General features: G+C 56.2%; 19 protein-coding genes. 3 read left to right on the forward strand and 16 right to left on the reverse strand.

The window, feature by feature from the left end; genetic code table 11:
- Positions 1 to 62: 62 nt before the first annotated feature.
- From BJP35_RS17055 to BJP35_RS17095, 9 genes are all read right to left on the reverse strand, one after another.
- Complete coding sequence (locus BJP35_RS17055) at positions 63 to 455, reverse strand: DoxX family protein (RefSeq protein ID WP_006178691.1); 393 nt, start codon at positions 453 to 455, stop codon at positions 63 to 65.
- 209 nt (positions 456 to 664) lie between these two features.
- Positions 665 to 961 carry a YqjK-like family protein gene (locus BJP35_RS17060; RefSeq protein WP_020883574.1) on the reverse strand — a complete coding sequence of 99 codons (297 nt, stop codon included), beginning with the start codon at positions 959 to 961 and terminating at the stop codon, positions 665 to 667.
- Entirely contained in the window at positions 958 to 1356 is a 399-nt protein-coding gene (locus tag BJP35_RS17065) for a phage holin family protein (protein WP_013098867.1), read from the reverse strand. Before BJP35_RS17065 ends, BJP35_RS17060 begins: the two co-directional genes overlap by 4 nt.
- A gap of 1 nt (position 1357) precedes the next feature.
- A complete protein-coding gene (locus tag BJP35_RS17070; protein ID WP_003862645.1) occupies positions 1358 to 1663 on the reverse strand; it encodes a YqjD family protein in 306 nt (101 codons plus the stop codon).
- Positions 1664 to 1692: 29 nt separating this feature from the next.
- Entirely contained in the window at positions 1693 to 2061 is a 369-nt protein-coding gene (locus BJP35_RS17075; RefSeq protein WP_014171729.1) for a DUF1090 domain-containing protein, read from the reverse strand.
- 143 nt (positions 2062 to 2204) lie between these two features.
- The gene (mzrA, locus tag BJP35_RS17080) at positions 2205 to 2588 is read right to left on the reverse strand and encodes an EnvZ/OmpR regulon moderator MzrA (protein ID WP_020883575.1); all 384 of its coding nucleotides are present in this window, start codon (positions 2586 to 2588) and stop codon (positions 2205 to 2207) included.
- 2 nt (positions 2589 to 2590) lie between these two features.
- Positions 2591 to 3253, reverse strand: a complete 663-nt coding sequence (yqjA, locus tag BJP35_RS17085; protein WP_047743727.1) for a DedA family general envelope maintenance protein YqjA — start codon at positions 3251 to 3253, stop codon at positions 2591 to 2593.
- Between the two features lie 344 nt (positions 3254 to 3597).
- On the reverse strand, positions 3598 to 4374 hold the full coding sequence (exuR, locus tag BJP35_RS17090) for a transcriptional regulator ExuR (RefSeq protein WP_014171726.1): 777 nt from the start codon (positions 4372 to 4374) through the stop codon (positions 3598 to 3600).
- Positions 4375 to 4491: 117 nt separating this feature from the next.
- Entirely contained in the window at positions 4492 to 5790 is a 1299-nt protein-coding gene (locus BJP35_RS17095) for an MFS transporter (protein ID WP_014171725.1), read from the reverse strand.
- A gap of 473 nt (positions 5791 to 6263) precedes the next feature.
- Here BJP35_RS17095 and uxaC point away from each other — a divergent pair, with 473 nt between their 5' ends.
- The gene (gene uxaC, locus BJP35_RS17100) at positions 6264 to 7676 is read left to right on the forward strand and encodes a glucuronate isomerase (protein ID WP_047743724.1); all 1413 of its coding nucleotides are present in this window, start codon (positions 6264 to 6266) and stop codon (positions 7674 to 7676) included.
- A 17-nt stretch (positions 7677 to 7693) separates the two neighbouring features.
- A complete protein-coding gene (locus BJP35_RS17105) occupies positions 7694 to 9181 on the forward strand; it encodes a UxaA family hydrolase (protein WP_014171723.1) in 1488 nt (495 codons plus the stop codon).
- Between the two features lie 102 nt (positions 9182 to 9283).
- Here the strand turns inward: BJP35_RS17105 and sstT are convergent, their stop codons facing one another.
- From sstT to BJP35_RS17125, 4 genes are all read right to left on the reverse strand, one after another.
- A complete protein-coding gene (gene sstT, locus BJP35_RS17110; protein WP_047355842.1) occupies positions 9284 to 10525 on the reverse strand; it encodes a serine/threonine transporter SstT in 1242 nt (413 codons plus the stop codon).
- A gap of 235 nt (positions 10526 to 10760) precedes the next feature.
- Entirely contained in the window at positions 10761 to 11729 is a 969-nt protein-coding gene (locus BJP35_RS17115) for a TerC family protein (protein ID WP_025202952.1), read from the reverse strand.
- Positions 11730 to 11992: 263 nt separating this feature from the next.
- Positions 11993 to 12991 carry a Gfo/Idh/MocA family protein gene (locus BJP35_RS17120; protein ID WP_047743721.1) on the reverse strand — a complete coding sequence of 333 codons (999 nt, stop codon included), beginning with the start codon at positions 12989 to 12991 and terminating at the stop codon, positions 11993 to 11995.
- A 70-nt stretch (positions 12992 to 13061) separates the two neighbouring features.
- Positions 13062 to 13565, reverse strand: a complete 504-nt coding sequence (locus BJP35_RS17125) for a YgjP-like metallopeptidase domain-containing protein (RefSeq protein WP_025202954.1) — start codon at positions 13563 to 13565, stop codon at positions 13062 to 13064.
- An 85-nt stretch (positions 13566 to 13650) separates the two neighbouring features.
- Here BJP35_RS17125 and rlmG point away from each other — a divergent pair, with 85 nt between their 5' ends.
- Positions 13651 to 14787, forward strand: a complete 1137-nt coding sequence (rlmG, locus tag BJP35_RS17130; protein WP_014171718.1) for a 23S rRNA (guanine(1835)-N(2))-methyltransferase RlmG — start codon at positions 13651 to 13653, stop codon at positions 14785 to 14787.
- Between the two features lie 61 nt (positions 14788 to 14848).
- Here rlmG and BJP35_RS17135 read toward each other — a convergent pair whose 3' ends face one another.
- The 3 genes from BJP35_RS17135 to lsrR form a co-directional block, all read right to left on the reverse strand.
- The gene (locus BJP35_RS17135; RefSeq protein WP_086463441.1) at positions 14849 to 16870 is read right to left on the reverse strand and encodes an NADPH-dependent 2,4-dienoyl-CoA reductase; all 2022 of its coding nucleotides are present in this window, start codon (positions 16868 to 16870) and stop codon (positions 14849 to 14851) included.
- Between the two features lie 160 nt (positions 16871 to 17030).
- Positions 17031 to 18611 carry an autoinducer-2 kinase gene (gene lsrK, locus BJP35_RS17140; RefSeq protein WP_047743717.1) on the reverse strand — a complete coding sequence of 527 codons (1581 nt, stop codon included), beginning with the start codon at positions 18609 to 18611 and terminating at the stop codon, positions 17031 to 17033.
- 33 nt (positions 18612 to 18644) lie between these two features.
- A complete protein-coding gene (gene lsrR, locus BJP35_RS17145; protein WP_020883581.1) occupies positions 18645 to 19616 on the reverse strand; it encodes a transcriptional regulator LsrR in 972 nt (323 codons plus the stop codon).
- Positions 19617 to 19725 lie beyond the last annotated feature (109 nt).

The raw sequence follows: 19725 nt of genomic DNA on the forward strand, positions 1-19725 counted from the left end.
TCCGTCAATAAGCAAAAGCGAGGAGATATCTCCTCGCTTTGTGTTCATTCAGTATAGCGTGCTTACCACTTCTTATTCAGAACGCGGTCGATGCTGTATGCGCCTGGGCCAGTGATGGCCAGCAGCAGGAAGCCACCCGCGATGGTCAGGTTTTTCATGAACATCAGGGAGTTCACGCCTTCCGCAAAGTTACTGTGGAAGATGAACGCCGTCAGCAGGGTGAAGCCTGCGGTAAACAGTGCCGTGGTGCGGGTCAGGAAGCCGAACAGTACCGCCAGGCCGCCGCCGAACTCAAGGAGAATAGTCAGTGGCAGCAGGAAACCTGGAACACCCATGGCTTCCATGTATTGCTGCGTGCCCGCATAACCGGTGATTTTGCCCCAGCCTGCGGTGATAAACAGAACCGGCATCAGAATACGCGCTACCAGAACACCAACATCTTCTAATTTTTTCATTTTACTCTCCAGGAAACCACATCAGCGGCTGAACTTTATTTGTGTGCAAATTCGGGTAGATACCGCGTCTTTGCTGTCGATGGAGAGGAGTGTAAACGGGGCAGATGGGAATTGTTAGCAAGGAAAACTGTCAATCTTCTTCAAAGATATTGAGTAACGGGGAAGGGGGAAAGTGTGCCGGGTAAGCGAAACGCTACCCGGCATAAGAACTAACGCAGCTGTTGTTGACGAATCGTCGCTTTCACCAGACGCCAGGCGCTCCAGGCACCAAAGCCGCGGCGGGCCCAGCGGATCAGCATATTTGGATGACGAACCGTCCAGATAGCCATCACGCTGCTTCCGACCAGCGCCCATGAGCGCAGGCTCAGGAAGGTATTCCAGCCACGATCAAAACGACGCGTCGCGTCAACCCAGTCGCGACGACTGGCAGACAAATCCAGCCGTTGCTGCTGGATCTGACTGAGCAGGAATGCTTTTCGCTTCTGACGTTCGGCTTTATCGCTCACGGCTTGTCATCCTCCAGCAGGGCGCGATCGTTGGCCAGTTCCTGGCGCGTATGGCGCAGGAAAGTGGATTTGCGTGCTTTACGCATCGTCCATATGCCGCCAATCAATGCCGCAACCAGCAGAACAACGGTGGTGGCAATCATCGCGTTGAGTCGATATTGCGGGTCAATGGCCCAGATGATTAACACCATCAGGCTCATCAGACCAAACGCGGCGAAGAGCATGGTAAGCCCGAGCATCAGCAGCATCTGGAAAAGGTTCGCTTTCTCCTCTTCCAGTTCAACCACTGCCAGTCGGACGCGCGTTTCGGCAATCCCGACCAGCGTCGTCAGAATACGCTGGCCGATGCCGAGGACGTTATTAGCAGGCCCTTGTGCGTGACGAGGATCTTCCATATTAACGACGCGTCAGCAGGACACCCAGTACCACACCTACCGCGGCACCAATCCCTACACCCGTCCACGGATTATCGCGAACATATTCGTCCGCGCGAGCTGCCGCTTCGCGGGTCTGTTTCGCCAGTGCATCACCGGTTTCACCCAGGCGATAACGGCTCTCTTTCAGCGCCTGCTCAGCTTTGCTGCGCAGTTTGCTGACCTCTTCTTTTGACTTATCTGCAGAGGAGTTCAGCACCTCTTCCAGGGTATCGGCCAGGGATTTCAGTTCAGCGCGCAGATTTTCAGACGTCGTATCTTTTGACATGATTCTCTCCTGTTGAGATTTCCGTTAACTCAATAATCGCGAGCTTCCAGCGCTTTCAGGTCGTCCTGCGCTTCTTTCAACTTCTTCTCGCGCTTAGCAATTTTTTCCGCATCCCCTTTCTCTTTCGCTTCCTGCAGGTCGTGACGGCGCTCGGCTATCTCGTCCTTCTGTTCAGCGATTTTTTTCTGGTGATCGGCACGTAGCTTGCTGTCAGAACAGTTCGCTTTCACTTCGCTCAGCGCTTTTTTGAGACCCTCAACACGATGCTGATTGTTATGCTTTTCGGCATAACTGATCTCACGCTGAATATCCTGTTCTTTCTCCTGACAGAGAGAGTTGGCGAAGGACGCTGTGCTTAAAGAAAAAAGGGCCAGAGCCAGAGTAATGCGGAATTTCATTATCGAAACCTTCCATTGTGTTGCGGCGTGAGCCGCTATCCAGAGTCAAGCGGAGTACATACATGGGGTGCTCCGCGTACTTAAGCATAGTAAGTAAACGGGGGATTCACCAAAGTGAGTGAAAAGATTCGGAATCCTGGTAATTATCCAAATCTATGCGACGAATCGCGAATCAGTGACAGCCAGGCTGCAGGCTGGTTGTCATCTTCCTGCTGGGCAATGATATAACCGTGCGGCAGCGTACGGTCGAGCACCACTTTCGCGGCGGCACTCTGCGCGCGGGAATCAAACTTAATCAGTAAAACATCGTCCTGCGGGGTGATGCTCTTAAAGCGGATGCCGTTGGCATCAAGATGATGCCACACCGAAAAACCGTCAGGCACGCTGACACCCTGACTCACCGGGCGAATGGCCAGCGTCGATTCCTGATGCGAAAGCGTCGTCCAGGCCAGGAACATGAGGCTGAGCAACCCCAGGGCAATCATGGCCACGGCAAAACGGCGCACGGCAAGCGGTGAGATAACCATCGTTAACCTCTGGTCCCGTATTTCTTCTTCCACAGCACCACCAGCGAACCGACCAGACCAAAGACCAGCAGAACCACCGGTAACAGCATCAGGCAGGACATGAGCTGATCTTCATATTTCATGAAGACCGGCGTTTTGCCCAGCGCATAGCCCAGCGTGGTCAGGATCAGAACCCACAGCAGGCCGCTCATCCAGTTGAAGAACTGGAAGCGGGTGCTGCTTAATCCGGAAAGACCCGCAATGGTAGGCAGCAGGGTGCGTACAAAGGCGATGAAACGGCCAATCAGGAGCGCGGAAAGCCCGTGCTTATGGAAAAGATGGTGCGCCCGCTGGTGATAATGCGCAGGAAGGTGGGAGAGCCAGTTCTGCACCAGACGCGTATTGCCCAGCCATCGTCCCTGGATATAGCTCACCCAGCAGCCAAGGCTGGCGGCGATGGTCAGTAATAAAATGGTTTGCGGAAAGGCCATTGCCCCTTTGGCACACAGCACGCCGACGAGCACCAGTAAGCTGTCGCCAGGTAAAAAGGCGGCAGGCAGTAAACCGTTCTCAAGGAACAGAATCATAAATAAGACGAAGTAGAGCATGCCAATCATGGAAGGGTTGGCCAGCGTTTCAAAATCCTGCGCCCAGAGGGCATGCAGTAGTTGGGTCAAAAGTTCCATTCAGTGTTCCTGGAAATCGGTTAACGTCACGCCTGTTATCCGGGACAAACAGCACGGCGACATTGTTGTGATTTCATTATGGTCGCTCGCGGACACATTGAGGTGTGGCCAACACTGTTCCCTGTTAATTGGCTGGTTAGCAAGCACTAACTTACAAAATAACGAATTGAATCCAATTGTAACAAAGCCCAAGGTTCTGCGTCACAGAATTTGCAGGGGTGAGATGATTTTGGCGTAAGCCATGGAGGGGAGCGAGGGGATTTACAAAGGCTGACACTATATATGTTTTGCTTACCCACCTCTGCCAGAAGGCGCAGCGAAGCGCCTGCCAGCGAAAAGGTAAACTATTTTGCCGCACTGGCTGCCGTATCGAGATGAACGACAGGATTATCGGCAAAAAGATAGCGGTCAGCGTTAAATTCGAAGTCATCGCTGGTTTCATTGAACAGCATCTGCTTGGTGTTTTCCAGGTGCTGCCACATGGCCAGTTTTGCCGCATGGGGATCTTTGCGAATCAGCGCTTTAAGGATCTGATCGTGATCGTCGCACCAGTTATCCACGGTGCGGGAATCGATGTGATCGTGCAGTTTTTTCCAGTACGGGTTGTGAACGCGCTGAGTCCACATTTTTTCCACGATTGCCGCCAGCGCCGTGTTTTGCGTTGCCAGCGCGACCTGAACGTGGAACTGCAGATCCCACTCTGAATCACGGAAACATTTTTCCTTGCGCGCGTTTTCCTGGATTTCCATCAGCTTCATGATGTCCTGCTTGGTCACCTGGGTCGCTGCAAATTCCGCAATATTGCTTTCGATAAGCTGGCGCGCCTGGAGCAGTTCAAACGGACCGTAGCTGGCGAATTCGAGACTTTCGTCGGCGACCGGGGAGTGTTTCGGCTGATTAGAAATCACGTGAATGCCGGAGCCTTTGCGAACTTCAACGTAGCCTTCCACTTCCAGCATGATAATCGCTTCACGCACCACGGTGCGGCTTACGCTTTTTTCATCAGCGATAAAGCGCTCAGCGGGGAGTTTATCACCGACAAGGTAGACACCTTGCTCGATGCGATCTTTCAGCTCGGCAGCAAGTTGTTGATATAAACGACGTGGTTCGGTGATTTCCATATGCGCTCCAGGCAGGGTACGGCGGATTATTTGTTATACCACTTTTGCGTGCCAGTCTCCAGATTTTGCCATGAAAAAAGCCGCCCGGAGGCGGCTTCTGTGACATCAGGAGGGGCGCTAACTTTGCGTTGCCGGTCCCCCCAGGGACTCTTTTAGCACCTCTTCTGCCGACTTACTTTTCAGCACCGTCCAGATAACCACTGCACCCATCAGGTCGAAGATAGCCAGTACGGCAAACAGCGGGCTGAAGCCGATGGTGTCCGCCAGCGCACCGACCACCAGAGCAAACAGGGTGCTCGCCGTCCAGGCAGCCATACCGGTCAGGCCGTTAGCGGTAGCCACTTCGTTACGCCCGAAGACGTCAGAAGAGAGTGTAATCAGCGCGCCGGACAGTGACTGGTGAGCAAAACCACCGACGCACAGCAGGGCGATTGCCACATACGGGCTGGTGAAAAGGCCGATCATGCCCGGGCCAATCATCAGCACTGCGCCCATCGTCACGACCATTTTACGGGAAACGATCAGGTTCACGCCAAACCAGCGCTGGAACAGCGGTGGCAGATAACCGCCCACGATACAGCCCAGATCGGCAAACAGCATTGGCATCCACGCGAACATCGCAATCTCTTTCAGGTTAAAGCCGTAGACCTTAAACATGAACAGCGGGATCCAGGCGTTGAAGGTCCCCCAGGCGGGTTCGGCGAGGAAGCGCGGCAGGGCGATACCCCAGAACTGACGGGTACCCAGAATCTGCCAGACCGTCATTTTTTTGCCGTTGTTGGTCTGATGCTGAGCTTCCTGACCCCCAATGATGTATTCGCGTTCGTCTTCAGACAGTTTTTTCTGATCGCGCGGGTGTTTATAGAAAATCAGCCACGCCATGGCCCACGCAAAGCTCAGTACACCAGAGATAATGAACGCCATCTGCCAGCTGTGCATCACGATAGCCCACACCACCAGCGGTGGTGCAATCATCGCACCGATGGAAGAACCGACGTTGAAATAGCCGACGGCAATAGAACGCTCTTTCGCCGGGAACCACTCAGAGCTGGCTTTCAGCCCGGCCGGGATCATTGCCGCTTCCGCCGCACCTACCGCACCACGTGCCAGCGCCAGACCGCCCCAGCTGCCCGCCAGCGCCGTGGCGCCGCAGAAAATAGCCCAGGCGATGGCGAAGAAGGCGTAGCCGATTTTGGTCCCGAGAATATCCAGAACATAGCCTGCGACAGGCTGCATGATGGTGTAAGCCGCGGAATAAGCAGCAATGATGTAGGAATATTGCTGAGTGGAGATATGCAGCTCTTCCATCAACGTCGGGGCTGCGGCTGCCACGGTGTTACGTGTCAGGTAGCCCAGCACGGTGCCTAACGTCACCAGTGCGATCATATACCAACGTAACCCTTTAATTTTACGCATCTAAAACCTCATCGTTATGTTAATTCCGTGCCTTGCACGGCAACCTCTCGACCGTGTCCGGGAGCGGTTGTGTAACGGGAGGGGCTTAACCGGGAGATGTCCCGGAACGGCCCGAACCTTGCCATAAGTAAGCGTGCATAAGTCGGTATCCGTACCGTTAAAACCGATGTTTTCACACCGGGAATGCATTCCGTCGGCTTAGTGTTTGCGACGGCGAAAAGATAACTTGTCATACAACTTTAAAAGGTGAGTGACATCACAAATGCATGATTATTTGTAGGGACATTATGTGTTACGGATAAAGCCAGTTCTGGCGCGGCCTGGCGAAGGGTTTACCTCATTTGAGGTAATTAATTTGTCTGCGTTTATTGATCTAACTCACGAAAAAATGTTCTGTCTCTGGAAATTGGTGTGATAACTTTGCAGCATCTGAGCATAAGCTTTCTGACGCTCTCGTTACGAGGAAGACGATAATGACACCGTTTATGACCGAAGATTTTCTGTTAGATACCGAATTTGCTCGCCGCCTGTACCACGACTACGCCAAAGACCAGCCAATTTTCGACTACCACTGCCATTTACCGCCGCAGCAGGTTGCCGAAAATTACCGTTTCAAAAACCTGTATGACATCTGGCTGAAAGGTGACCACTACAAATGGCGTGCGATGCGCACCAACGGCGTGGCGGAGCGCCTGTGTACCGGTGATGCAAGCGACCGCGAGAAGTTTGACGCCTGGGCGGCGACCGTTCCGCACACCATCGGCAACCCGTTATATCACTGGACGCACCTTGAGCTGCGCCGTCCGTTCGGCATCACCGGAAAGCTGCTCTCCCCGGCTACCGCCGATGAAATCTGGGATCGATGCAATGAATTACTGGCGCAGGATACCTTCTCCGCCCGCGGCATCATGAAGCAGATGAACGTGAAGATGGTGGGGACCACTGACGATCCGATTGACTCCCTGGAACATCACGCGGTGGTCGCCCGCGATACCTCGTTTGATATTAAAGTGCTGCCAAGCTGGCGTCCGGATAAAGCCTTTAATATCGAACAGGCGACGTTCAATGATTACATGGCGAAGCTCGCGGAAGTGTCTGACACCGACATTCGTCGTTTTGCAGACCTGCAGAGCGCGCTGACCAAACGTCTGGACCACTTCGCGGCACACGGCTGTAAAGTCTCTGACCACGCGCTGGATGTGGTGATGTTTGCGGAATCGAACGAAGCCGAACTTGATAGCATTCTGGCACGTCGCCTGTCCGGTGAATCCCTGAGCGAGCACGAAGTGGCACAGTTCAAAACGGCGGTGCTGGTCTTCCTCGGTGCGGAATATGCTCGTCGCGGTTGGGTGCAGCAATACCACATTGGTGCCCTGCGCAATAACAACCAGCGTCAGTTTAAACTGCTGGGCGCGGACGTGGGCTTCGACTCCATCAACGATCGCCCGCTTGCGGAAGAGCTCTCTAAGCTGCTGAGCAAACAGAACGAGCAAAATCTGCTGCCAAAAACCATCCTCTACTGCCTGAACCCGCGCGATAACGAAGTGCTGGGTACCATGATCGGTAACTTCCAGGGTGAAGGTATGCCAGGCAAGATGCAGTTCGGTTCCGGCTGGTGGTTCAATGACCAGAAAGACGGGATGGAGCGTCAAATGATGCAGCTGGCGCAGCTGGGTCTGTTAAGCCGCTTTGTGGGCATGCTGACCGACAGCCGTAGCTTCCTTTCTTACACGCGCCACGAATATTTCCGCCGCATTCTGTGCCAGATGATTGGCCGCTGGGTAACCGCGGGTGAGGCCCCTGCCGATATTCAGCTGCTGGGCGAAATGGTGAGAAACATCTGCTTTAACAATGCGCGCGACTACTTCGCCATTGAACTGAACTAAGGCCGTTTGAGGTTGATATGCAATACATCAAAATCCATTCGCTGGATAACGTTGCCGTCGCGCTGGCGGATCTGGCCGAAGGTGAAGTTGTCACCGTTGATAACCAGACGGTAACCCTGCGTCAGGCGGTGACTCGCGGGCATAAGTTTGCCGTGAAGCCGATCGCCCAAGGAGACAACGTTGTTAAATACGGTCTCCCGATTGGTCATGCGCTGGCGGATATTGCGCCGGGTGAGCATATTCATTCCCACAACACCCGCACCAATCTGAGCGATCTGGACGAGTACAGCTATCAACCTGATTTAGCGGCGGAAGAAGCGCAGGCGGCGGATCGCGAGGTACAGATCTACCGCCGGGCGAACGGTGAGGTGGGGATCCGCAACGAGCTGTGGATCCTTCCCACCGTCGGCTGCGTGAATGGGATCGCGCGTCAAATCCAGACGCGTTTCCTGAAAGAGACCCACGACGCCGAAGGTACGGACGGTGTGCACCTGTTCAGCCACACCTACGGCTGTTCTCAGCTTGGCGACGACCACATCAACACCCGCACCATGCTGCAAAACATGGTCCGCCACCCGAACGCGGGCGCGGTGCTGGTGATTGGCCTGGGCTGCGAGAACAATCAGGTGGATGCGTTTCGCGACACGCTGGGTGAGTTTGACCCCGAGCGCGTGCACTTTATGGTGTGTCAGCACCAGGATGATGAAGTGGAAGCGGGCATTGAGCACCTTCACCAGCTGTATGAGGTGATGCGTCACGACAGGCGTGAGCCGGGCAAGCTGAGTGAGCTGAAGTTTGGCCTGGAGTGCGGCGGGTCTGATGGCCTGTCCGGGATCACCGCGAACCCGATGCTGGGCCGCTTCTCAGATTATGTGATCGCCAACGGCGGTACGACGGTGCTGACAGAAGTGCCGGAAATGTTCGGCGCTGAACGTATTCTGATGAGCCACTGTCGCGACGAAGAGACGTTTGAGAAGACCGTCACGATGGTGAACGACTTCAAACAGTACTTTATCGCCCACAACCAGCCGATTTATGAAAACCCGTCTCCGGGTAACAAAGCGGGCGGGATCACCACGCTTGAAGAGAAGTCTCTCGGTTGCACGCAAAAAGCGGGCGCCAGCCCGGTGGTTGATGTCCTGCGCTACGGTGAACGTCTTAAAACGCACGGTCTGAATTTGCTCAGCGCACCGGGTAACGATGCGGTTGCGACCAGCGCGCTGGCCGGCGCCGGCTGTCACATGGTGCTGTTCAGCACCGGGCGCGGGACACCGTACGGTGGCTTTGTGCCGACGGTCAAAATCGCGACCAACAGCGAGCTGGCAGCGAAGAAAAAACACTGGATCGACTTTGATGCAGGCCAGTTGATCCACGGTAAAGGGATGCCGCAGTTGCTGACGGAATTCGTGGATACCATTGTGGAGTTTGCCAACGGCAGACAGACCTGTAACGAGAAGAATGACTTCCGCGAACTGGCGATCTTCAAGAGTGGCGTGACGCTGTAAGTGTAGTGCGGTTGATGCCCTCACCCCTGTGGAGAGGGTCAAATACTAAAACGGCAACCTTCGGTTGCCGTTTTGCTTTACGTTTTGTCACCGGGCTTTTGTTTACCCGCGTAACGCGTTTTTCGCTAAACGCGCGTCTTCCGCCTGGCATGCCGCTGCGGTGAACAGCACGTCCGTTGAGGAGTTCAGCGCGGTTTCGCAGGAGTCCTGCAATACACCGATGATAAAGCCGACGGCCACTACCTGCATGGCAATCTCATTCGGGATACCGAACATATTGCACGCCAGTGGGATCAGCAGCAGCGAACCACCCGCCACACCCGATGCACCACACGCACACAGCGACGCCACCACGCTCAACAACAGCGCCGTGGGCAGATCGACCGGAATGCCCAGCGTATGCACAGCCGCCAGCGTCAGCACGGTAATGGTAATTGCCGCACCCGCCATATTCACGGTCGCACCCAGCGGGATGGAAACCGAGTAGGTGTCGCGATCCAGATTCAGCTTCTCCGCCAGCGCCATGTTAACCGGAATGTTTGCCGCAGAGCTGCGGGTGAAGAATGCATACACACCGCTCTCGCGCAGGCAGGTTAACACCAGCGGATACGGGTTACGGCGGATCTGCCAGAACACCAGCAGCGGGTTAATCACCAGCGCAACCAGCAGCATGCAACCAATCAGTACCACCAGCAACTGCGCATAGCCCAGCAGTGCGCCAAAGCCGGTGGTCGCCAGTGTGGAAGAGACCAGACCGAAGATGCCGATTGGCGCAAAGCGAATCACAATTTTGACCATAAAGGTCACGGCGTTCGACACGTCGTTGACCAGGTTTTTCGTTGTTTCGTTGCCGTGACGCAGGGCAAAACCAAGACCGATCGCCCAGACCAGGATGCCGATGTAGTTAGCGTTCATCAGTGCCGTAATCGGGTTAGAGACCATGCTCATCAGCAGGCCGCGCAGCACTTCCACAATACCGGATGGCGGGGTGATATCACCCGCAGCGCTGGTCAGGTGCAGCGAGGACGGGAACAGGAAGCTGAAAACTACGGCTGTTAAGGCTGCAGAGAAGGTGCCCAGCAGATACAGGAACAAGATAGGGCGAATGTTGGTTTTTTGTCCGTGTTGATGATTGGCAATTGACGCCATGACCAGCATCAGCACCAGCACCGGTGCGACAGCTTTCAGTGCGCCAACGAAAAGGGTGCCAAGCAGCCCCGTCGCTTCCGCAGCCGGTTTTGACACCATTGCCAGCAGAATCCCCAGTACCAGCCCTACCAGAATTTGTTTAACGAGACTGCCTTGCGCCAGGCGCGCAAAGAGACCAGTTGATTGTGTGCTCATAAAAATTCCTAAGTGAAATTGCGTTCCATCCTTTATGTGCTCTAAGTCACATTTATGTCCGGATGTAAGAAAATGTTTGCCTGGTTGAGTATAGGGAAACCGGATGCGGAGGGAAGCGTAAAATGCTGCATTTTACGTGTTGCGTCATAGTTTTTAACTATTCATTTACAAAAGTGTGCTGGCCCTCTCCCTGGGGGGAAGAGGGCCAGCGTAAAGGCAGCAGGAAGGACCGTAATTACTCCACCTGTTGCTTCTTATCGTGCTGACGATTAACCCAGGTATTGATAAGCAACGTCACGATCAGAATGCCAAACACCACACCGAGCGAGATAGCGATAGGGATGTGGTAGAAATCGACAATCAGCATCTTGATACCGATAAACACCAGGATCACCGACAGACCATATTTCAGCATTGAGAAGCGCTCAGCCGCGCCTGCCAGCAGGAAGTACATGGCACGCAGACCGAGGATGGCGAACAGGTTAGATGTCAGCACAATGAACGGGTCAGTGGTGACCGCGAAGATAGCCGGAATGCTGTCTACCGCGAAAATCACATCGCTCAGCTCAACCAGAATCAGCACCAGCAGCAGCGGCGTGGCAAAAAGCAGGCCATTCTTACGCACGAAGAAGTGCTCGCTCTCGATCTTGTCGGTCATGCGCAGATGACCACGGATCCACTTCACCAGCGGACGGTCGCCAATGGCGGAGCCATCTTCTTTTGCCAGGGCCATTTTGATCCCGGTGAACAGCAGGAATGCGCCAAAGACATACAGCAGCCATTCGAACTGCGTAATCAGCCAGCTTCCGGCGAAGATCATAATCGTACGCAGGATAATCGCACCCAGCACGCCGTACACCAGCACGCGACGCTGCAGGGCCGCAGGCACGGCAAAGTAGCTGAACAGCATCAGCCAGACGAAGACGTTATCGACCGCCAGGGCTTTTTCAATCAGATAGCCGGTGAGGAACGCGAGCGCCTGAGGATCGGCAACCGCGCGGCCTTCCGTTGAGGCCAGGTACCACCAGAAGGCAGCACAGAAGAGCAGGGAGAGGGTAACCCACACCAGTGACCAGGCCGCAGCCTGTTTCATCGTCATGCCATGTGCGCCGCGACGCCCCTGCAAAAAGAGGTCGATCGCCAGCATGATGAGCACGACAACCGCGAATCCGCCCCACAACATGGGAGTGCCGACAGAATGCATACTATTTTCCTTACACATAAAAAACAAAAACGGCCATGGTCAGAAGACGATAGCCGTTAGCTTTTTATGCATAGACCTCGCCTTCCGGCAAGGTCTCACTTACAACCAAAAAGACGGGCTTTTTGATTGCCCGGCGACCGGATGCGGTTTTGCACGCATCGTAATGACGATCCACCGGCAAGGAAGTTACTCCCCTTTGCAGGTAACAAAATATGTCAGACCAGTGATTTCGTCAATGGTCTGCACCGTTTCATTACACAGCTTTACGCGATAGCTTCTGCGCCCACGCCATCTGCAGGGAAGACCACGCCGGTTTGACGGCGGATCTCGGTTTGCAGTTTCGCCGTGGTGCGGCTGACCGCCAGCCCAGGGTGATTCACTTCGTTGTCTTCCACCAGACGGGCGAAGACCTCTGCCTCATAGAGCATAGTGTTAATATGCTGAGGCTGCGTCAGCTCCTGCGCTTTGCCGCCGCGTGGGACAATGCTCAGCTTCTGACACTCGGAAATCTTCTCGATAACCAGTGAGCCCGCTTCGCCCTGAATTTCGCTGGGCAGAACGGAATCGCTCACCTTAGAGTGCTGCAGCGTAACGCTGAAATCACCGTAATCCAGCACCACGATGCCGTGCGCATCCACACCGCTTTCCAGCAGGCTGGCCGTGGCGGTGACGCTGTGCGGCTCGCCCCACAGCGCCACGGCAGAGGCCAGACAGTAAAAACCGATGTCCATAATCGAGCCGTTAGAGAAGGCCGGGTTAAAGGTGTTCGGGTTTTCACCGTCCAGATAACGCTGATAGCGCGACGAGTACTGGCAGTAATTAATAAACGCTTTACGCACTTTGCCAATCTTCGGCAGAGACTGCTGTAACAGCAGGAAGTTTGGCAGGCTGGCGGTTTTGAACGCTTCGAACAGCACCACCTGATTGTCGCGGGCAAGCTGAATCGCGGCTTCCACTTCCTGAATGTTCGAGGCCAGCGGCTTCTCGCAAATCACATGTTTTTTATGGCTAAGAAACAGCGACGTTTGCGCAAAGTGCAGGGAGTTTGGGCTGGCGATGTAGACCGCGTCAATGGCGTCACTTTGCGCCATCTCATCGAGCGACGTGAACAGATGTTCAACCAGATAGTCGTTCGCGAAACTCTGCGCCTGCTCCAGGCTGCGGGAATAGACTGCGGTGAGCTTAAATTTGCCGGTTTCATGGGCGGCGTCGACGAACTGGCGGGTGATCCAGTTCGTGCCAATAACTGCGAAACGTATCATAAACGTTTACGTACTCCGTAGCAGGGAACCTTTAGCCACTGTAGCACGTGATTATTGCAAAACCAGTGCGCTACTGCGCATTACTCTTTAACGATAAATGCGTAAGCCATAAACGGGTATCGAACTCCAGCTGGTGGTACTGCGGCTCCATATGGCAGCACAGGGAGTAGAAGGCCTTGTCGTGCTCTTTTTCCTTCAGGTGTGCCAGCTCATGCACCACGATCATCCGCAAGAACGCTTCCGGCGCGTGACGAAACACGGTGGCAACGCGGATCTCCGCTTTCGCTTTGAGCTTGCCGCCCTGAACACGGGAAACGGCAGTGTGCAGGCCGAGCGCGTTTTTCAGCACATGGATCTTGTTGTCGTACATCACCTTATTGATGGGTGGCGCGCTCTTCAGATAGGTGTTTTTCAGATCCTGGGTATACTGCCAGAGCGCCTTATCGGTCGCGAAGTCATGCGTCCCCGGATAGCGTTTTTCCAGCACCGCGCCCAGCTTTTGCTCGGCAATTAAGCTGCGAACCTGAGAAAGTAAGTTCTCCGGGTAGCCCTGGAGATAAGTTAGTTGGTTCATCAACGCCCCAATTTGACAATAAAACGGGTATACTCACGCACCCTTTTCAGGGATAACGCCGAAATTTTACCATTCAGGAGGGCCGATGAGCCACTTAGACAACGGTTTCCGTTCACTCAACCTAAAACGTTTCCCGGAAACGGACGACGTTAACCCGCTTCAGGCGTGGGAAGCGGCGGATGAATATCTGCTGCAACAGTTGGATGACACTGAAATCAGCGGCCCGGTTTTGATCCTGAATGACGCGTTTGGCGCGCTGGGCTGTGCTCTGGCAGAACACACGCCTTACAGCATCGGTGATTCCTACTTGAGCGAGCTGGCGACGCGGGAAAACCTGCGCCACAACGACATCGACGAATCCAGCGTTAAGTTCCTCGACAGCACCGCGGACTACCCGCAGGCGCCGGGCGTGGTGCTGATCAAAGTGCCGAAAACAATGGCGCTGCTGGAACAACAATTGCGCGCACTGCGCAACGTCGTTACCCCTCAAACGCGTATTATCGCGGGGGCCAAGGCGCGTGATATCCATACCTCAACGCTGGAACTGTTCGAGAAAGTGCTCGGCCCAACCACCACGACGCTGGCCTGGAAAAAAGCGCGCCTCATTAACTGTACTTTCAGTGCCCCCGAACTGGCCGACGCGCCAGAAACCCTGAGCTGGACGCTGGAAGGCACTGACTGGACAATCCACAACCACGCGAACGTCTTCTCCCGCACCGGCCTTGATATCGGGGCGCGTTTCTTTATTGAAAATCTGCCGGATAACCTGGAAGGCGAAATCGTCGATCTGGGCTGTGGTAACGGTGTGATTGGCCTGACGCTGCTGGCGAAGAACCCTGACGCGAGCGTTGTATTTAGTGATGAGTCGCCGATGGCGGTGGCCTCCAGTCGTCTGAACGTTGAAACCAACATGCCGGACGCGCTGGATCGCTGCGAGTTTATGATTAACAACGCGCTGTCGGGCGTTGAGCCGTTCCGCTTTAATGCCGTGTTCTGTAATCCCCCGTTCCACCAGAAACACGCCCTGACGGATAACGTCGCCTGGGAGATGTTCCACCATGCACGCCGCTGCCTGAAAATTAACGGCGAGCTGTATATCGTGGCGAACCGTCACCTGGACTACTTCCACAAGCTGAAGAAGATCTTCGGTAACTGCACCACGGTTGCCACCAACAACAAGTTCGTGGTGCTGAAATCCGTCAAGCTGGGTCGCCGCCGCTAACGCGGGGCGCTGAGTTTACACCGGCCTGCCTCGCGTGCAGGCCCGGTGAGCGTTGCGTCACTCAGAGACTCAATGCCAGCGTTGTGCCCTGCGCAATGGCGCGTCGCGCATCCAGCTCCATCGCCACGTCGCATCCGCCGATCAGGTGCACTGTTTTTCCCGCCTCACGCAGCGGATCCACCAGATCGCGCTTCGGCTCCTGACCCGCACACAAAATCACATGATCCACCTGCAGCAGCTGCGGCTCACCGCCGATCAGCACGTGCAGCCCCGCGTCATCGATCTTCTGATAGCTCACCGACGGTATCATCTTCACCCCGCGAGAGAGCAGGGTTGCGCGATGGATCCAGCCCGTGGTTTTGCCCAGTCCTTCACCGGGTTTGCTGGCTTTACGCTGCAGCATGACGATCTGACGCGGGCTTTTCGGCAGCTGTGGTCCTTCCGGCCGCAAGCCGCCGGACTGGTTAAGGCTGGTGTCGATACCCCATTCCACGCAGAAGTCGGCAATGTTCTGGCTGGTGGGTTCGCCGGGCTGACTTAAGTACATCGCGGTATCGAACCCGATCCCGCCGCAGCCGATGATCGCCACTTTTGCCCCCACCAGCGCTTTGTCACGCAAAACGTCCAGATAGCTCAGGACTTTCGGATGATCGATGCCCTCGATCGCAGGCCTGCGTGGTGCGATCCCGCTTGCCAGGATCACCTCATCGTACTCCATTACATCCGCCGGGTTTACAAACTGGTTGAGGCGCAGATCCACGCCCGTCAGGTCGATCATTCGGCGGTAATAGCGCAGGGTTTCGTAAAATTCTTCTTTGCCCGGGATCTGTTTGGCGATATTGAACTGCCCGCCAATCTCAGCGGTGGCATCGAACAACGTCACGCTGTGGCCGCGCGAGGCGGCATTCACCGCAAACGCCAGACCCGCCGGGCCGGCACCGACCACGGCCAGGCGTTTTTTATTCACCGCCGGGAAAATCGGCATTTTGGTTTCGTGGCAGGCGCGGGGGTTGACCAGACACGAAGTGACCTTGCCAACAAAAATCTGATCCAGACAGGCCTGATTACAGCCGATACAGGTGTTAATCTCATCTGCACGCCCGCTCTGCGCTTTGGAAAGCAGTTCGGCATCCGCAAGGAACGGACGTGCCATGGAGACCATGTCGGCATCCCCGGCGGCGATCACATTTTCCGCCACCTGCGGGTCGTTAATGCGGTTAGTGGTCACCAGCGGGACAGACACTTTCCCTTTCAGCTTGCGCGTGACCCAGCTGAACGCCGCGCGTGGCACCGGCGTGGCGATGGTCGGAATACGCGCCTCGTGCCAGCCGATGCCGGTATTGATGATGGTCGCGCCGGCCGCTTCAATAGCCTGCGCCAGCTGTACGGTTTCGTCGAACGTCCCGCCGCCTTCCACCAGGTCGAGCATCGACAGGCGGTAGATAATAATAAAATCCGCCCCGGCACGTTCACGCACGGCGCGCACCACTTCCACTGCAAAGCGCATACGGCGCGCGTAGTCGCCACCCCACTCATCGTCGCGCTGGTTTGTGCGGGCCGCGAGGAATTCGTTGATCAGGTAGCCTTCCGAGCCCATCACCTCAACACCGTCATAGCCCGCTTCACGCGCCAGTGCCGCACAGCGGGCGAAGTCGTCAATCAGCGTCAGGATCTCATCGTGGCTGAGGGCATGGGGCGTAAAGCGGTTAATCGGGGCCTGAATGGCCGATGGTGCGACCAGATTCGGTTGATAGCTGTAACGCCCGGTGTGCAGGATCTGCAGGGCAATTTTCCCGCCCTCCCGGTGAACGGCGTCAGTGACCACGCGATGATGCGGCAGCTGGCTGGCGTCGTTCAGCACCGCACCGCCTTCCATCCCCACGCCAGAAGGCGCAGGGGCCCCCCCGCCGGTAACAATCAGCGCCACCCCGTGACGTGCGCGCTCGGCATAGAAGGCCGCCAGACGTTCGGCCCCGTCCGGATGTTCTTCAAGCCCGGTATGCATTGAGCCCATCAGCACGCGGTTTTTAAGGGTGGTGAACCCCAGATCGAGGGGGGCAAATAACGACGGGTAGTGGCTCATAGTCTCTTCCAGTGTAAAATTATTGTTATGTGGTCGGATGAGTTACTAATTTAGCCAGCGATGAGTAAAAGGGAAAAGGGGAATGCGGCGATTGTGATGGGATTCAAATATTGGTGTGGCCTGATGCCCTCTCCCTGAGGGAGAGGGGGCGTTATAGCTCTCAGGGAGAGGGGGCACGTACTAAGCCCGGTGCCTGCCACATCGATGTCGTCAGTCCGCTGTCCACCAGCCCAAGCTGGTCGGCATAAACGGCCTGCCACTTCTGCATCATACCGTCATACAGCTCCCGGTGCGCCGGGTTCGGCGTGAACTCGCGGCTCCATTTCACCAGCCGTTCGCCTGTCGCCGCCATATCCGAAAACAGCCCGGCTCCCGTTCCGGCAGCAATCGCACAGCCCAGCGCTGTCGCCTCTTTCACTTGCGGGACGCGCACCGGCAGACCGGTCACGTCGCTTAAAATCTGGCTCCACAACGCACCTTTCGAGCCACCGCCTGCAAACACCAGACCGTCGAACGTTACCCCTGAGAACCGTGAGATCTGCGTCAGGTTACACGCCGAGACAATCGCCGCGTTCTCTTCCAGCGCACGGAACAGCGTGGCTTTGTTGCATTTTTCCGGGTCGATGGAGAGGTTAATAAACGACGGCGCGGCGTGATACCACTGCTTGAAGTGCATAGCATCTGAGAAGATCGGCATAACACCGTGTGAACCGGCAGGCACGCGGCTGGCCATCTCCTCAAGCAGGGAGTAAGTGTCCATTCCCATCCGCTCCGCGATGAGTTTCTCTTCCGCGCAGAAGGCGTCACGGAACCAGCGCATGGTCAGGCCGGTAAAGAAGCTGATCGACTCCGCCTGCGCCATGCCGGGGATCACATGCGGATTCACGCGGATGTTCATCTCCGGGTCGGTGCGTACCTGCGGCAGGTTGACCACCTGCTGCCAGAAGGTACCGCCCAGCACGGCCGTTTGCCCGGCCCGCACGACGCCTAACCCAAGACAGCCAAGCTGCACGTCGCCACCGCCCATCACCACCGGCGTGCCTTCGCGCAGGCCGCTCTGCTGTGCGGCATCTTTGGTGATCGTACCGAGCACGGTACCGGTCTCCTTCACCGGAGAGAGGATATCGGCACGCAGCCCGGCCATGTCGAGCAGCGCCGGACGCCAGTCGCGGGAGAAGAGATCCAGCATACCGGTAGTCCCGGCATTGGACGGGTCAACGGCCAGCTCGCCGGACAGTTTTGCCGCCAGCCAGTCGCTTATCATGGTGATCGTGGCGGCTTTGCGATAGATGTCCGGACGATGGTGCGCCAGCCACAGCAGGCGCGGCATGGCGCTCAGGGCCAGGGTCTGGCCGGAGACGTCATACACTTCGGATTCAAAACGGTAGTCGTGGATCTCTTTGAGTTCGGCTACCTCGCGGCTGGCGCGGGCATCGACGTTGGCGCACGCCCAGATGGCGTCGCCGTTGCGGTCATACAGCACGATCCCCTCGCGCATTGAGCAGCAGGCCACGGACTGGATATCCGCTGCGCTCAGGCGGGCGCGCTCCAGCGCCTGATGAATACACTGGCAGGTGAGCCGCCAGTTAATGTCGAGATCAAACTCCATCGAGCCCGGCACATTCTCCACGCTCAGGTGTTTCCACTCGGCCTGGCCAACGGCAACCTGGTTGCCCTGCAAATCGAAAATTACGGCGCGAACGCTGCCTGTCCCTGCATCTAACGCTAAAAGGTAACTCATGAGCATGCCTCGTGTCAGGCGCAGGACAGGCTCTTAGCTCGCCAGAGCCAGCACCGCGCGGGCTGTCGTCTCCTCCGTCACCAGGCCATTAATACGGCGGCCTTTGAGTGCGGCATAAATCGCATCGGCTTTCTCTTCACCTCCGGCCACGCCAACGATGGTGGGCAACTGCGCCAGTTCATCGAGCGTGACGCCCAGTAATTCCCGGTGGATCTCCAGCTCGTGCACGCATTCCCCTTCGGCGTTCAGGAAATAGCCGAGGATATCACCCACCGCCCCTTTGCGGGCGTACATCAGCTGTTCACCTTCGCTGATATAGCCGGAGCGCAATATGGTGGCGTCCCGGCGCTGGTTTACTGAACCAATGCCTACCACCGCCACATCGGCCGCGGCGGCGGCGAGGATCACGTCCCGCACGCTGGATTCGCGTTTTAAGATCCCGGCCACTTCGGCGGAGGAAACGCGAAGCGGGGCGGGGATCATGCTGACGCTGCAGGCGGCATCAAGCTGACCGATGCCCGTCATATACGGCCCAACGCCGCCGGAGAGCGTCACCAGGCGGATCTGCTGCGAGCTGATAAAACCACTTAAGTGCTGCAGGCTGCTCATGGTGGTTTCACCAAATCCCACCGCCAGCAGCTGGCCGGGCTCCAGCACGCCCATCAGCGATTGCGCCGCGCCAATGCCCAGCCGGACATTCATGGGCGGGGTATTCAGGGCCGGCAACACTCGAACCAGCTTGAGCCCGAAGCGTTGCTGCAGCTCGGTTTCCAGCGCCAGACACCCCTCATAGCGGGAGTTGATCTGCACGCGGATCACCCCGGACTGGCGTCCTTTCTCCAGCAGACGCGAGATCTTCAGGCGCGGCAGTCCGAGCCGCTCGCCGATGTCGTTCTGGGTTAATCCGTCGTGGTAGTAGCACCAGGCGACGCGGGCAACCAGCTCTTCTTCCGCCAGCGCCAGCCCGGCAAAACGACCTTCTTCCGCAGTGCGTTTATCGCTCATAATTGAACTCTTATAAAAATTTAGATCATATGTTCGTGATCGCGCAGAAAGAAAGTGTGAACCACGCGACAAAACAGATCTTTTAGATTGATTTGTGTCTGTGTGGATC

This window comes from Enterobacter sp. J49 (assembly GCF_002148625.1).
In the GTDB taxonomy this organism is placed as follows: domain Bacteria; phylum Pseudomonadota; class Gammaproteobacteria; order Enterobacterales; family Enterobacteriaceae; genus Enterobacter; species Enterobacter ludwigii.